Consider the following 16,435-nt stretch of genomic DNA (forward strand, 5'->3'; position numbering starts at 1 on the left):
GTTAATTGTGCTATTGCTTAACTACCCAACGAGTAAGTTTTCTTCTGGATAGCGAACTGCACTGGGACGGGGGTCTCCCAGAATAGCGGCCATCATCAATAAAACTCCTACTCTTCCAATGTACATTGTCGAAATTATAATCAGTTTTGCCGCAGGTGTAATGCTAGCTGTAATCCCTGTAGAAAGACCGACTGTTGCAAACGCCGAGACAACTTCAAACAGTATTTGACTAAACTGCAACTCTGGATCGGTAATTGAAATTAAAATTGTCGATACCACTACGGTGGCAAAGGAACCAACTAATACACCAACTGCTTTTATAATCAGACTTAATGCCACTTGGCGATGATAAAGTTGAACTTCTTCTTTGCCTTGCAAAATTGCTTTTGTGCAACTGGTTAAAACTCGCAATGTTGTCGTTTTAATCCCGCCACCAGTGCCACCAGGACTTGCACCAATAAACATAAGCGCAATTGTCAGAAATAAACCAGCCTGGGTCATTTTGCCAAAGTCAACGGTATTAAAGCCAGCAGTTCTAGGGGTTACAGATTGAAACCAAGCTGCCAATAATTTATCTTTTAAACTAAGATATCCTAATGTTTCTGGATTTCTACTTTCTATACAAAATAATGCTATAGCTCCGGATAATAAAAGTATAATTGTTGTGCTGGTGGCCACCTTGAAATTCAGCGATAACACCTGGCAATATGGTTTTCTCAAAATGCGATCGCGCACCCACACGTACATTTCAAAAATCACCTGGTAGCCGATGCCACCAAAAATAATCAATCCCGGTACAACCAAATTTAATAACACCGATGATTGATAACCAATCAAGTTATCTCTGAATAAACTAAACCCCGCATTATTCCAAGAGTTAATACTATGAAAAATTGACAACCACAGCCCATAATTCCAACCGTGGTCAGGCACAAACACAAACATCAGCAGGAAAATTCCCGTAATTTCAAAAATCATTGTAGTGCCAATGACCGATCGAATTACTTGAGCGCTATCCTGTATACCGGGACGATCCAAAGCTTGCTGAATAGCCATTTTCTGCCTGAGATCGAACCTGCGGCCCACAAGCAAGATCAGGAAAGTGGTTGTGGTCATGTAGCCCAGTCCGCCAATTTGAACCAGGGCAACAATAAAAAATTGACCCCAAAAAGAAAAATATGTACCTGGGTCTACAACGGATAAACCGGTAACGCAAACGGCAGAGGTCGATGTAAAGAGGGCCACCAGCGGATTATTCCAGCTTCCGCTACTGGTGGAGAAAGGCATCATCAGCAGAAGAGTTCCTACGGCAATAACGGTGAAGAATCCCAGGCAAATGGTTCTTGATATGGTCATAGACAATAGTGATTTAATAATCTTTTTTGAAGCTTACTCCTAAAGGAGTACTTTCTCGATCGGAAAAATTTCTCTTTGGTTTGTAAGTCATAGACTGGAAAAAGAAGCGTGTACTGCGGAGCGATCGTCTGCTAGGCTAATTCCGGTCTGTACAAACACACAGCAATCCATGACTTCAACTCTTTATCGGCAAATTCAGCAATTCTACGATTCGTCCTCCAGTCTGTGGGAACAGATTTGGGGAGAACATATGCACCACGGCTACTATGGGCCAAATGGCGACCTCAAAAAAGACCGCCGTCAGGCGCAAATTGACCTGATCGAAGAACTGCTCAGCTGGGCAGGAGTGCAACAGGCCGATCGTATCCTCGATGTAGGTTGCGGAATTGGTGGCAGCACTCTTTACCTTGCAGAAAAGTTTAACGCATCTGCCTGGGGAATTACACTCAGCCCTGTACAAGCTGCTAGGGCGAAAGAACGAGCCTTAGCAGCTGGACTGAGCGCCAGAACTGATTTCCAAGTTGCAGACGCCCTCAATATGCCTTTTGCTGACGCCTCCTTTGACTTTGTTTGGGCGCTGGAAAGTGGCGAACATATGCCTGATAAGGAGAAGTTTATGCAGGAGTGCGATCGAGTGTTAAAGCCAGGGGGAACGTTCCTGATGGTAACTTGGTGTCATCGTCCCGCAACGCCTCCAAACGCCCCCCTCACGCCAGATGAGCAAAAGCATTTAGAGGAGATTTATCGAGTTTATTGCTTGCCTTATGTGATTTCGCTGCCCGAATACGAAGCGATCGCCCGCAACCTCTCCTTCCAAAATATCAGAACCGCAGATTGGTCAAAAGCTGTCGCGCCATTTTGGGATATAGTCATAGATTCTGCTTTCGATCTCAGAGCTATCTTCGGTTTGCTTTGCAGCGGCTGGGGTACAATCCAGGCAGCACTCTCTTTAGGCTTAATGAAGCAAGGCTATGAGCGCGGCTTAATTAGATTTGGTTTGCTCTGTGCTAATAAGCAGTGACAATAATCACGGACACAGACAAAGCGATCGTCTTTCTGCTTTGGTTGTGGCATTATTTCTTGTGTAGCGGTGTTGGTGCTTTCTGCAATCATATAGGTAGCTTGTGAGTCAGATTATCCCCGATCGTTCTGGTATAACCGATACTTCCCATCCGCAGGGAGTGCGGCAATATGCTGCTGGGATTTACTCTTTCTGGAAATTCTCTCGTCCCCATACCATAATCGGTACAACCCTGAGTGTTTTAGGCTTGTATTTAATTGCCCAATCTGCATCTAATGAAAATTTCCACCTGCAACTGTGGCAGTTATGGGGAACTTGGATTGCCTGTCTGTGCGGCAATATCTACATTGTCGGACTAAATCAGCTAGAAGATATTGAAATCGATCGAATTAACAAACCGCATTTGCCCTTAGCTGCGGGTGAATTTTCGCCACGCCAAGCTCAGTTAATTGTTGGCATTACAGGCGTATTGGCACTGTTATTCGCTTGGGTGATGGGGCCATTTTTGTTGTTGATGGTAAGCGTTAGTTTGGCAATTGGTACAGCTTATTCTTTACCGCCAATTCGGTTGAAACGATTTCCGTTTTGGGCGGCTTTGTGTATTTTTAGCGTGCGCGGAGCAATAGTTAATATCGGACTGTTTTTGCACTTTAATCAGAAATTGCACAACGCAAAAGAGATAATTGTGACGGGAGAAGTTTGGGCGCTGACGCTATTCATTTTGGTGTTTACATTTGCGATCGCCATTTTCAAAGATGTTCCCGATATAGAAGGCGATCGCCAATACAACATGAGCACTTTTACAATTAAACTCGGCGCGGTGGCTGTGTTTAATTTAGCCCGTTGGGTGTTAACCGTATGCTATGTAGGGATGAGCGTTGTTGCCATACTTTATCTGGCATCGGTCAACCAAGTTTTTCTAATTGGCTCTCATGTAATAATGCTGGGTTTGATGTGGTGGCGCAGTCGGAATGTAGACTTGCACGATCGAAGTGCGATCGCTCAGTTTTACCAATTTATCTGGAAATTGTTTTTCCTGGAATATCTGATTTTTCCTGCCGCCTGTATTTTGAATTAAAATGTAGGATTGTGGCAAAGCAAATCCAAAATCCTCTCATCCAAAATCTAAAATCCTTGCATCCGGTGACTTATTTATCTAGCCTTAGATGCCGTATCTTACCAGAGGACGAACAAACCTTCTATCTAACTTCTATCTAAGGCTGGAGGGAACTATTTGCAGATTTCGTCACTATTGAAATAACAGACAAGCAAATATAGCTGTTGTAGCTGCGAAGCGGTAATGGTGGCGATCGCAAACAGTCCAGCTTCATTTGACTTCAGAAATTAATTGAAGAAAAACACTGTTTTTTCTGGCGGTGCAGGTTGATAAACTGCGCCAAAAGCTGCTGCCAATAGCCCAAAACCAGAGGAGAAACAATGGATAAAATATTCGCTCAGACAAAAATTTCGCGTACAATTGCCTTGCTGCTGACAGCATTCCTAAGTCTGCCACTTTTGACCGCCTGCGGAGGATCGAATGAAGCGCTACCACCCCGCGACAGTAGGTATCCAGCAGGTCAAACTTCCCGCCCAGTTACACCCCAAGCGCGTCAAGGGTTGTCAAACGGTCAGAAAGTGGCCATATTGGCAGGAGCTGCGGCACTTTACTATCTCTACAACCAGCATAGAAACAAACAAGAGCAAGGGCCACAGGGCAAGTACTACCTTTCCAAGAACGGACGAGTTTACTACCGGGATGCACAAGGACGCGCACAGTGGGTAACACCGCCGCCGGAAGGAATTAGAGTTCCGGAGTCAGAAGCGCAACGATATCGCGACTTCCAGGGATATAACGGACAGTCCGCAGGGCGCGATCTCACCGACTTAGTACCCGCACAGTAAGTGCCGATATTGACACAAATTTAACGGAGATAAATCATGGTAGATAGATTTTTGCGAAACGTGGGAGATGCCATCTTTGGCAATAACGATCGACGATCGGAAGAAGAATACAATGATGACGATCGCAATGTCCGTCCGGCGAGCGAAGACCCCTACGGTGACCCCGCAGATGTAGGAATGTTCGGTAATGTCCGTCCGGCGAGCGAAGACCCCTACGGTGACCCCGCAGATGTAGGAATGTTCCCCGATATTCGTCCGGCGAGCGAAGACCCCTACGGTGACCCCGCCGATGTAGGAATGTTCCCCGATATTCGTCCCGCCAGCGAAGACCCCTATGGCGACCCCGCAGACCAGGAGTCCCGCTGGTAAAGGTAAACCGCGAACCTTCAGCTTAGTATGGATGTGCGATCGCACAATAATAAAGGCAGAGCTACATATTGCTACTGCCTTTTGTTGATTTAGTCAACCTCTAAATCTTCTGTCACACTAGGCTTAGAGCTACGATTACGGATCTCCTAATGTCTCATCAAATCAAACGCAAACACCTGCTTCTGGCTACTGTCATCAGTCTGAGCCTATCTACTTTTGGTTGTTCTTCATCAGGGTCAAACTCGCCAAACGCCAACTCTACCCCGTCAGCTTCGCCAGCAACTTCGGCATCAGCTTCCAACCCACAAAATTCTAACCCAACTCCGCCAGCCAGCCCAGCAGCCTCTTCACAAACAGATACTGCCAATACTCAAACAGCCCCAGCCCCAGCCCCAGCCCCTGTAGAGAAAGGCAGCGCTGCGGATTACTATCAGCAAGGTATTGAAAAGGTCAAACAACAAGATTTTAAGAGCGCAGAGGAATTATGGAACAAATCGCTTCAGCTAGACCCTAAAAATGCAGAGGTTCACTCTAACATGGGTGTGCTTCTGCAACGTCAGGGGAAGATAGATGAGGCAACCTCTCACTACAAGGAATCTGTTCGCCTTGCTCCCGATAATCCAGAGACTCATATTAAATTAGCTGTGGCTTTGGGTCAACAGCGCAAATTAGACGAATCGATCGCACAATCAAAAGAAGCCATTCGCCTCAAGCCCGACTTTGCACAAGCTCATTATGTCTTGGCATTGGGCTTATCCGAACAAGGCAAGAAAGAGGAAGCGCTCGCCAGTTTGAGAACAACTAGAGATTTATTGCAAAACCAGGGTCAAAAAGAGCAAGCTGGTAAAGTCGATGAAATCATTCAAAAAGTGAACGAACAAAAGTAAAAAATTGGCGTTCGCAAAAGCGAAACTATGACCGGGCAAAAAGGCAAAGTCTATTTGGTGGGTGCTGGGCCTTCCGATGTGGCCTACCTCACGGTGAGGGCGCAACAGCTGTTAGCGCAAGCAGAAGTTTTGGTCTACGACGCCCTTGTGGATGGGCGACTGTTGCACCTAGTACCCCTCAATTGCTGCTTGTTTGATGTGGGCAAACGCGGCGGACGCCCCAGCATTAAGCAAGCAGAAATCGATCGCCTGCTGGTGGAACAATGTCAGCAAGGAAAGCAGGTAGTGCGGCTCAAAAGTGGCGATCCGTTCATTTTCGGTCGTTGTGGCTCGGAAATTGAGAGCTTGCTGGCAGCAGGTTGTCCTTTTGAAGTGGTGCCGGGAATTTCTTCGGCGCTAGCAGCACCGCTGTTTGCGGGAATTCCTCTGACTGACCCGGTGTTGAGTCGATGTTTTGCAGTTCTCAGCGGTCACGACCCAGCCGAGTTAGATTGGCAGACTCTCTCTGGGATTGACACGCTGGTAATTTTGATGGGAGGGCGTTATTTAGCGGAAATTGTGGATCGCCTGCAACGATACGGACGATCCCCAAAAACTCCCGTCGCGGTAATTCGCTGGGCGGGACATCCCCAACAACAAGTTTGGACAGGAGAACTGGGCAATATTGTTCAAGTCACTGCTGGGGCGTCCCTCTCGCCAGCAGTTATCGCGATCGGGGAAGTTGTGGGGTTACGCCCGTATTTACTTAGCGGCGATTCTGGTTATAAAGTGGCGATCGAGAGCGAGGATGATTTAAAATTCGACACTGAGAATCCTCAACCGCAAATTTCTATCACCGTGACAAATACCGAACACCCAAGATCGATCGATTTTCAGGACTCACAAATTTCTGCTTCTCTTCTCCCCTCTCCGTCTGACGAGGAGAGGTTGCTTCCTCTGGCTGGCAAAACTATCCTGGTGACTCGATCGGTGGGTCAATCTGGCGAGTTTGGTGACCTGTTGCAACAAGCAGGCGCAAGGGTAATTGAAATGCCCGCGCTGTCAATTGGCCCTCCTTCTAGTTGGTCGGATCTGGATAGTGCGATCGCAAATCTTCCCACTTTTCATTGGTTAATTCTCACTTCCACCAATGGGGTAGACTATTTTTTTGAACGACTGCAAGCACAAGGCAAAGATGCCCGCGCTCTAGCTACCCTCAAAATTGCTGTAGTTGGCAAAAAAACAGCCCAACGCCTGCAACAACACTCCGTTATACCCGATTTTATCCCACCAGATTTTGTGGCCGATTCCCTTGTGGCAAATTTCCCAGCACAGTTAGTCGGCCAAAAAATTCTCTTCCCCAGAGTGGAAACTGGGGGGCGAGAAGTACTGGTACAAGAATTAACCGCTCAAGGCGCTGTTGTCGTGGAAGTACCGGCTTATCAGTCTCAGTGTCCGACGGATATACCGCCAGAAGCTTTCGACGCTCTACAGCGCAAAGCAGTGGATGCAGTTACTTTTGCTAGTTCCAAAACCGTGCAATGTTTCGATCGGTTGGTACAAGCATCTCTACCTATGGATGTGTTGGAGGGCGTTTGCATTGCTTCCATTGGCCCTCAAACTTCCAAAACTTGTCAGCAGTTACTGGGACGAGTCGATGTAGAGGCGAAAGAATATACTCTGGAAGGCTTATTAAAAGCCTTAATGGAGATTTAAGATTATGTTTGGCAAAGGGTATAATATTATACCGAAATTCTTAGTGAAATCGCAGAAATTTATAATACGAACAGAAAGCCTAAAATTTTTCTTGACAAACACTTTTGCTTTTTTATCTATAGGTAAAATAAAAAATAACACCCGCTAGGCTTCCATAAGCACCTTGGTTGGCAATATGGGTAGTAGAAAATTAGACCTTTCCAAAAAAGAATCTCGGCAGGCAGGATGCCTACCCCACAAGAGTTATTGGAGATGTCTAATAGCGATTCATGCAGACATAACCTTTTAAAGGAAGAGTCTGACAAAATGACAGCTGAAATATAAGTTTCCTGCACTTACTGAGAGGGTTTTGGGAAAAATCTTGTAGGCCAACCTTAACTTTGAAAGTAAATAATCAGAATAGTTTGCTAAAATAGACAGGCATATATACTCAAAACGGTTGATAAAATTTTATTTTGCAAAACATATTATGTCTATATTTCCAGCACTCATAAATTGTGAATTTATTTGATAAATGTCATCAAAATAATAAAAAATTGAATATGATTGTCAAAGGTTATTTAATCCAATTATAATATAGGATTATCCCTAGTGGATGAGTAAGTAGAAACACAATAAAAAAATTAAAATCCGAAAGGATAGACAAATAAACTTGCGGATGCAAAGCTCAGAAACAAAATTCAGCACTAGCAAACACAGAGGGCAATCCAGGTTGATATCGGTATTTGCCAGTTTGCGTTTCCGCCTGATTTTGTTGGTATTCCTGGCCGTAGTTCCGACGTTCGTCCTCACACTTTACACGTACTGGAAAGAACGCCAACAGGCATTAGCGGTAGCGCAGAAAGATGCGTTGCAGTTGACTGAGCTTGCGTCTAAAATTCAGGAGCAATCGATCGAGGTGACGCGCCAAGTGCTAATGACCTTGGCGCAACTGCCGCAAGTGCAAAGCGTCGGGATAGAAACACCCAGTTCCAATGCAGCGTGTAATACTCTTTTCGCCGCTCTGCAACAACAATACCGACAGTACGCCAATATAGGAGTAGTCGATCGCCACGGCAAAGTTCGCTGTAGCGCTATTTCTGGGAAAGACTCGGTTAATCGAGCTTCTAGCACCTGGTTTCAGCTTGCCATTAAAGATCGCGACTTCTCTATCGGTGAATATCAAATCGGTCATATCCCTGACAAGGCGACGATCGACTTTGGGTATCCCGTTCGCGATCGAGCCGGTGAGGTCAAAGCCGTCATTTATGCAGCGCTAGATCTCAACTGGTTCAATCAAATCGCTCCTAGCGCCGAACTGCCACCTGGAGCGTCTTTCACTATTATCGATCGCAAAGGTACGATTTTAACTCGCTACCCCAACCCAGAAACCTGGGTCGGGCGTAAAGCCCCAGAAACACATACCATCGAAACCATTCGATCGCGAGCAAACAAAGGCATTATTTATACTCCTGGAGTCGATGGCATATCTCGGTTGTATGTCGTTACACCCCTGGAGACTAACACTAACGATCCGTTGCTAAGCTCCATGCCAAGCTCTCTATACGTAAGCGTTGGCATACCTAAAAAAGTAGTTTTCGCCGTCGCTAACCAAACATTTATCCGCAACTTAATCTGGTTAGGAGTAGGTACATCTTTAATGCTAACTGCTGCTTGGATAGGCAGCGAGTTGTTTGTTATACGTCAAATCAAAGCCCTGCTATTGGCAACAAAACGTTTAGGAGATGGAGATTTCAATACCCGCGTTTGTTGGCGATTGACAGGAGGAGAAATCAAACAACTTGGCTTAGCTTTTGATGAGATGGCAGCATATTTACAACGTTCAGTCAGCGAACGCGACTCGACTTTTCGCACTCTTGAAGAAAGAGAGAAAAGATATCGAGCGGTTGTTAACAGCGTCGCCGAAGTAATTTTCCAGATAGATACAATCGGCGTGTGGACATTTCTCAATCCTGCTTGGACAAAAATCACGGGATATAGGATCGCAGAAAGTATTGGTAAAAATTGTTTAGACTTCGTTTATCCTGACGATCGCCAACATTACTCAGAAGAATTTCAATCTTTAAACCGACGGCAAACAGAATTTTGTCGCTACGAGCTAAGATTAGTGACGAAAAACAACGAGTTGCGCTATGTCGAACTGCAAGCGCAGTTAACTTTTGCTCCGGATGGCACCATCACAGGCATTTGCGGCACTTTAAACGATATTACCAATTCCAAACGGGTACAAGCGGTATTGGCAGAAAGCTACAACCTCTTACAAGCCGTAGTGGAAGGAAGCAGTGATGCGATTTTTGTCAAAGATCTCGAAGGCCGCTACGTCCTAGCTAACTCTACAACTGCCCGCATTATGGGAAAACCTTTAGGAGAAATAATAGGACGAGACGACACCGAGCTTTTTTCGCCGGAAACTGCCGATCGAATCATCGAAAATGACCGCAAAATTATGGCCAGCGGTGAAACGGAAATAGTTGAGGAAATCGTTACTGCTAACAACATCACGCGAACCTTTCTGGCCAGCAAATATGTCTTGCGCGACTACCAAAGCAACATTATCGGTTCGATCGGGATTGCGCGAGATATTACAGATCGCAAGCGTCTGGAGAACGAGCGCGAGCAGTTGTTAGAGCAACTCAAACAGGAGAAAGAAGACCTTACCGCTCTCACGACAGTAACTGCCAATGCGATCGGCACTTTGAATCTGGATGAATTGCTAGAAGTGCTGCTGTTGAGAATTGCCAGCGTAGTGCAAGCGGATATGGGTGCGATCCTTTTGAAAGAAAACGATCGCCTGCGCGTCCGTGCCAGCATTGGGATTGATGCAGAAAATCGTTCTCACTTTAGCGTCCCCATCGGACAAGGCTTTGCAGGTACAATAGCCGCAACTCAAAAGCTGCTTTACATTGAAGACGTACAGCGCGATCCGATCGCGATCGGCCAACCCCTCAAACAGCTTGGTATTCGCACGATGCTGGGCGTTCCCCTGCAACGCAACAACAACACGATCGGCGTTCTGCATTTAGATTGGTTGAGCGTCCATCCTTTTAGCGAGCGGGAACTGCACTTACTGGAAATCACCGCCGAACGCTGTACGATCGCAATTCTCAACGCCCAGCTTTACGAACAAACCAAACAGCTACAAGAACGCCTCCAGCTGCAAATTGACACTATGCCGATCGGATGTATCGAGCTAGATGTTGAATTTGGCGTAATCGATTGGAATCCCGCCGCAGAAAGAATCTTTTCTTTTACAAAAGAAGAAGTTTTGGGCAAGCGTCTGCACGATCTGGTAACTGGTGAGTGGGAAAGCATTCCACCGATGACCGCCGATCGATCTCCAATTCTCAATACTGACTCCTCAATTGCCAAAATCGACCACAACATTACCAAAGATGGACGCAATATAATCTGCGAGTGGTATATCTTACCCCTGGAAACAGATGGGACGGTCATCGGTAGTTTGGCAATGGTTCAAGATATCACCGAGCGCAAACTGGCAGAGTTAGAACTGCGAGGGTCAGAAAAGCGCTACCGCAATTTGTTTCAAAGTAACCCCCATCCCATGTGGGTGTATGACTTTGAGACACTCAGATTTTTAGATGTTAATGATGCGGCTATTCAGCACTATGGGTATTCTCGCGATGAATTTTTGGCGATGACAATCAGAGATATTCACCCGCCAGAAGATATTTCTAGCTTATTAGCAGAAACAATATCTCAGCAGAATTCCGATATTAATCGCAGGAGTCTGTGGAGGAATCGCAAAAAGGATGGCACTATCATGTATGTGGAGATCGCGGCCCACGAATTGATCTTTTTTGGCAGACGCGCTCAATTAATATTGGCAAACGATATCACCGAGCGCAAACGAGCGGAAGATGCTTTGCGAGAAAGCGAGCGCCGATATTATACCCTAGCAAAAGTATCGCCGGTGGGGATATTTCGCACGGATATCAGGGGAGAGTGTTTGTACGTCAACGAGCGTTGGTGTCAAATTACCGGTTTGACAGTAGAAGAGTCTCTGGGAGTAAGCTGGATGCAAGCGTTGCATCCTGAAGATCGAGAGCGCGTTTTAAGTGAATGGGATCTGGCTACTAGAGATAATTTCCGATTTGAATCGGAATATCGTTTTAAAAATCCTAATGGCTTGACCACTTGGGTATTCGGTCAGGCTGTCGTGGAGACTGGGGAAAATGGAGAAGTGCTTGGCTATGTCGGTACGCTTACCGATATTACCGATCGCAAGCAGGCGGAGGATTTGCTGTGGTGCTATGCTTTTTACGATCCCCTGACTGGCTTGCCTAACCGAACTTTGTTTTTAGAGCGACTCCGACAGAAGATCGAACAAAAGAAATGTGGGGAAACAGGTTTGTTTGCTGTGATGTTGCTCGATCTCGATCGCTTCCAGATCGTTAAATACAGTTTGGGACACGAGGTTGCCGATCGGCTGCTTGTCGCGACTGCTCATCGCTTAAAAAATTGCCTGAGCAATTTTGGATTTTCTATTTTAAATTTTGGCTTGTCAGCAGGTGACAAGAATATAGAATTTAGACAAATTTACCAGCAACCAAATAATGTAAATAATCCCAAATCCGCATTTCTAGACAGTCGTCTGGGAACGAGCCAAAATCTCAAATTTTTTGTGGCACAAGTAGGATTAGACGAATTTGCCATAATTCTTGCAGATCTGGAAAAACCCAGCGACGCCACCCGCGTAGCCGATCGCATTTACCAGGAATTGCAATTACCGTTTAATTTTGATGGACAAGAGGTATTTGTTACTGCCAGTATTGGCATCGCTTTCAGTACGATCGATTACGATTTGGCAACTGACTTCTTACGTGCCGCCGATACGGCAATGCACCAGTCCAAAAAACTTGGGTTTGGAGGTTACGCCCTTTTTGAGCCGAGATGGCACGTTGGTGCTGTGGAGAAATTGCAGTTAGAAACAGACTTGCGGCGAGCCATCGAACGCTCGGAATTGCGAGTTTATTACCAGCCGATCGTATCTCTCAAAAGCGGCAGAATTAGTGGCTTTGAGGCGCTAGTCCGCTGGCAGCATCCCACAAGAGGTTTTGTTTCGCCAGACCAGTTTATTCCGCTGGCGGAAGAAACCGGTTCGATCGGTGCGATCGATCGCTGGGTATTGCGCGAAGCTTGCCGCCAAATGGCTATTTGGCAGAAGGAATTTGGCGATGGCATACTTTTAACTATAAGTGTAAATTTGTCTGTTGTGCAGTTATCGACAAGAGGATTAATTGAGCAAATCAACCAAATATTGTGGGAAACTGGTATTAATCCCCACAGTTTGAAAATTGAAATTACGGAAACCGGTTTGTTAGGAAACGTTACTTCCGAAAAAGCGATGTTAGAACAGTTGAAAGCTTTGGGAATTCAGCTTTCCATAGATGACTTTGGTACGGGCTACTCATCTTTAGCGCGTCTCCATCAGATGCCGATCGATACTTTGAAAATAGACCGCTCTTTTATCTCTCAAATGACTGTTGATAGCGAAAGTTTGGAAATTGTGCGGACGATCCTCACCTTGGCGCATAGTTTGGAAATGGATGCGATCGCAGAAGGTGTGGAAACTGCCGACCAATTGGCGCAACTCAGATCGCTGCTATGCGAATACGCTCAAGGCTATTTCATTTCTAAGCCTGTGGACGGCAAAACCGCAGAAGATTTACTTAGAAATAATTTAAGATTTTAACTTTAATCATTATAAACTAATTCGAGCTAAAATATTAATAATGGCTAATAATTACCGAAAAATTCTCATTCACGAATGGCTATTAACAATCATCGCCTTATTGGTTTAACTGGTGGCATTGGCACAGGCAAAACTACGGTTGCAAATTATCTCGCCAATGCCTACAAATTGCCTATTTTTGATGCGGATATCTACGCACGAGAAGCTGTACAACCGGGCTCGTCAATTCTTAACAACATAGCCGAACGCTACGGCGCGGATATTCTCGCAGCTTCAGGTGCGTTAAATCGTCAACAGTTGGGCAATATTATTTTCAACAATCCTCAAGAAAAATATTGGTTAGAGCAACAAATACACCCCTATGTGCGCGATCGTTTTGTCGAAGCGATCGAGCGATTACCTTTAAATTCCACAGCAGTGTTAGTTGTACCTTTGTTATTTGAAGCAAATATGACAGATTTAGTCACAGAAATTTGGGTGGTTTTTGTTGACGAACAACAACAATTAAATAGGTTGATAGAACGAGATGAATTAACTTTAGCACAAGCCAAAGCCAGAATTAACAGTCAAATGTCACTTCAGGAAAAGTGTAACAAAGCCGATGTAGTTTTGGATAACTCTTCTACTCTGGAAGCCTTATTAAAACAGGTTGATGCAGCCATAAAAGCATGATACGATAAACAATAATACAAAGCTAATAGACAATATCTAAAAAGTAAGATTGTGCCAAAAACTATCTTGGTTATTGAATATTCCAGAAATATGCAAAGGGTGTTTCAGCAATTGATAAATTTACTGCTAAAGAATAGTATTCAGATACATTGGGTTTATAATGCAACAGATGGAATCAGTTTCTTAGAACGTGAAAAACCTAGTATCATTCTCTTAGATTTTGAAATTGCTTTGGGTAGTGATTGGGAAGTTTTTCAATATATCCAGTCTCAAGCTCGGTTGAGATGGATTCCCTTAATCGTCATGTCTGGGAAAAAGGAAAAAATTACAGATGAAATCTCCGGGTTGTTTGAATATTTCCACTTCTGCGAAAAACCCTTTGATGGGAGAGAATTAAAACAAGCCATTCAAGTGGCGATCGCACAAACGAAACAACGATATCAAAAAGATAGTAAACACTCAATATTTGCTAATTATTTCCATACTAATATAAAGCCTATGCACTTAAAATTGCAAGACCTTCTAATTAGGAAAAACTGGAAAGAAGCAGATGCAGAGACAACAAGACTCACCTTTACAGTCAATCGCCAACTCCTCAATAAAGATTCATCCTCAGTCAGAACATCAGTTATAGAGGCAATTGATAATTTTTTACTTGAGGACTTACAAGCAATTGATTATCTATGGGTTATTCATAGCGATGGTCATTTTGGAATTAGCGTTCAGTGGGAACTCCTTCAAAAAATAAGGAATGAACTCTACCAAATATTTGAACAAATAGGTTTTTTCGATGGCGATGATTGGCAAAATCTAAGTGTTGAAGAGCGCCAACAGTATGTCATAAGTTTTATGCAGCGAACACCTACTTACTCAACTGCAAGTCTAGGAGATTCTTTTCAAGATTTTTTGAGTAGATACAATATTAAAGGAATATTGACGCTACCTACTGCCCTTACTATCGATCTTGGCTGGCTGCTTAAAGGCTCACCCGAATGGACATTTAATGGTGAAATCAATTACTCTTTAGATAGTCCTAAAGGTCATTTACCAACAGTGGGTAGGCAAGAGTTAGGATCTGCATTCCATCACGGTTTTATGCTCACATTTATTTTCTCCAAACTTTACGATTGAGGGAGGTAAGAATCATCCAAAACTAATACTTAAAGGTTTGTCAATTAATTTTTTCAAATTCAACTAAATTAATCAGGTGGGCATTGCCCACCCTACAACTAAATCATTTTAGATTTTGGATTTTAGATTGTATCAAACTCACTTGGGGAGCGTCAATTAATCCAAAATCCAAAATCCAAAATCCAAAATCCAAAATTACGCTGCTTCGCCACCAACGACGACATTGCGAATTCGCAAAGAAGGGCCACCGCAACCGACGGGCAAACCGCTTTGTCCGCCTTTACCGCAACCGCCGGATTCATCCCAGTAGAAATCATCGCCGATCGCTTCAATATCGGCTAAAGTTGTAAACACATTCCCCGAAAGCGTCACATCGCGCACAGGTTCGGCAATTTCGCCGTTGCGAATCATCCAAGCTTCCCCGGCGCTAAAGGTGAACATTTCGCCATTCGTCATCCCACCCAACCAGTTGCGAGCATAAACGCCTTCTTTGATATCCTTAAATAAATCCTTGACTGGCGTATTACCGCGCTCAATCCAAGTATTCGTCATTCGCACGATCGGCGGATAATGATAGTTGAGACAGCGAGCATTTCCCGTAGGTTCTTCTTCCAATTTGCCAGCTGTCTCGCGAGAATGCAGTCTTCCCACCAAAACCCCATCTTTAATTAGCTGGGTAGTTGTCGCCGGCGTTCCTTCATCATCGTAGAAATAACTGCCGCGATGTCCGGGAGGTGCAGCGCCATCAAAAATTTGCAGTTCTTTTGGCCCGAATCGCCGTCCTAATGTCATCACTTCCAGCAAATCTGGGTTTTCGTATGCCATATCAGCTTCGGAAAGATGACCGAAAGCTTCGTGGACAAACAAACCGCTGAGAATCGGGTCGATCACCACCGTGTAAGTGTTACCTTTGACGGAAGGTAGGGCGAGGGCGTCTACAGCTCGTTGTGCGGCACTGCGAACTTGGTCATCGAGATTGGTAAGATCTTCGTAAGCTTTGCGAGAACCTGTAGTTTCCCGTCCGGTTTGCACAGTTTCGCCATCGCGAGCTGTAGCGGCAAAACGCATTTCCATATCCACCCAAGATTGCTCTAGCATTGTATCTTCTGAGGTGGCAAGTAAAATTCGCTGGGCGCTGTCGCTGTAGCGTACTGAAGTGGTGGTAATTCGCTTATCCAAGCTGCGAAGAATGTGGGTGTAGCGATCGCACAATGTCTTTTTCTCAGATAATTGGATGTGGCGCGGATCGGTACCGGTCAAAGGTAGCTCGAAGATATCCCGAACTGGATCGATCGGAGCGAGGATAGTTTCTTCATCTCCTACTATACGAGCAGCTGCGATCGCTTCTTCCACCCGTTCTTTCAATGTCGAAAGTTGATTGAAGCTAGCAAAACCCCAACCTCCCTTGTAACAAGCTCGTACCTGCCCACCAATTGAGATACCCTGGGAAAGTGTTTCGATCTTATCCGCACGCAGTAATATATCAGTCCCTTCTGCTTCTTCCAATCGAATCGCCAAATAATCTACTTGCGATCGATATTTTCCAATCAAGTCAGAGAGCAAGTTTTTGGCATCCGCAATTAAGCTGGGCATAGCCGATGGTGGTGTTGATGAACTGACTTTATTTTAGAGGAAAGGAAGGGGTTAGGGGCTAGGGGTTAGGGGTTAGGGGTTAGGGACTAGGGGCTA

At 45.0% G+C, this 16,435-nt stretch carries 11 protein-coding genes; 9 read left to right on the top strand and 2 right to left on the bottom strand.

Annotated features, from left to right (window positions below; translation table 11 throughout):
• Positions 1-21 precede the first annotated feature (21 nt).
• Positions 22-1,356 carry a TrkH family potassium uptake protein gene (locus tag H6G03_RS09435; protein WP_190464068.1) on the bottom strand — a complete coding sequence of 445 codons (1,335 nt, stop codon included), beginning with the start codon at positions 1,354-1,356 and terminating at the stop codon, positions 22-24.
• 169 nt (positions 1,357-1,525) lie between these two features.
• Here H6G03_RS09435 and H6G03_RS09440 point away from each other — a divergent pair, with 169 nt between their 5' ends.
• The 9 genes from H6G03_RS09440 (at position 1,526) to H6G03_RS39255 (ending at position 14,746) form a co-directional block, all read left to right on the top strand.
• Complete coding sequence (locus tag H6G03_RS09440) at positions 1,526-2,377, top strand: methyltransferase domain-containing protein (protein WP_190464069.1); 852 nt, start codon at positions 1,526-1,528, stop codon at positions 2,375-2,377.
• Between the two features lie 160 nt (positions 2,378-2,537).
• The gene (locus H6G03_RS09445; RefSeq protein WP_190464084.1) at positions 2,538-3,455 is read left to right on the top strand and encodes a homogentisate phytyltransferase; all 918 of its coding nucleotides are present in this window, start codon (positions 2,538-2,540) and stop codon (positions 3,453-3,455) included.
• 359 nt (positions 3,456-3,814) lie between these two features.
• Positions 3,815-4,279 carry a hypothetical protein gene (locus tag H6G03_RS09450; RefSeq protein WP_190464070.1) on the top strand — a complete coding sequence of 155 codons (465 nt, stop codon included), beginning with the start codon at positions 3,815-3,817 and terminating at the stop codon, positions 4,277-4,279.
• 36 nt (positions 4,280-4,315) lie between these two features.
• Complete coding sequence (locus H6G03_RS09455; protein WP_190464071.1) at positions 4,316-4,648, top strand: translation initiation factor; 333 nt, start codon at positions 4,316-4,318, stop codon at positions 4,646-4,648.
• Between the two features lie 149 nt (positions 4,649-4,797).
• Positions 4,798-5,535: a tetratricopeptide repeat protein gene (locus H6G03_RS09460; protein ID WP_190464072.1), complete on the top strand. Its 738-nt coding sequence runs from the start codon at positions 4,798-4,800 to the stop codon at positions 5,533-5,535.
• Positions 5,536-5,562: 27 nt separating this feature from the next.
• Positions 5,563-7,230, top strand: coding sequence for a uroporphyrinogen-III C-methyltransferase (gene cobA, locus H6G03_RS09465; protein WP_190464073.1), 1,668 nt, complete (start codon positions 5,563-5,565; stop codon positions 7,228-7,230).
• A 658-nt stretch (positions 7,231-7,888) separates the two neighbouring features.
• Complete coding sequence (locus tag H6G03_RS09470; protein ID WP_206756617.1) at positions 7,889-12,943, top strand: PAS domain S-box protein; 5,055 nt, start codon at positions 7,889-7,891, stop codon at positions 12,941-12,943.
• 75 nt (positions 12,944-13,018) lie between these two features.
• Positions 13,019-13,615, top strand: a complete 597-nt coding sequence (gene coaE / locus H6G03_RS09475; protein ID WP_190464075.1) for a dephospho-CoA kinase — start codon at positions 13,019-13,021, stop codon at positions 13,613-13,615.
• Positions 13,616-13,666: 51 nt separating this feature from the next.
• A complete protein-coding gene (locus H6G03_RS39255; protein WP_190464076.1) occupies positions 13,667-14,746 on the top strand; it encodes a GUN4 domain-containing protein in 1,080 nt (359 codons plus the stop codon).
• Between the two features lie 195 nt (positions 14,747-14,941).
• Here the strand turns inward: H6G03_RS39255 and H6G03_RS09485 are convergent, their stop codons facing one another.
• Complete coding sequence (locus H6G03_RS09485) at positions 14,942-16,339, bottom strand: TldD/PmbA family protein (protein ID WP_190464077.1); 1,398 nt, start codon at positions 16,337-16,339, stop codon at positions 14,942-14,944.
• Positions 16,340-16,435 lie beyond the last annotated feature (96 nt).

The organism is Aerosakkonema funiforme FACHB-1375 (genome assembly GCF_014696265.1).
Lineage (GTDB): Bacteria > Cyanobacteriota > Cyanobacteriia > Cyanobacteriales > Aerosakkonemataceae > Aerosakkonema > Aerosakkonema funiforme_A.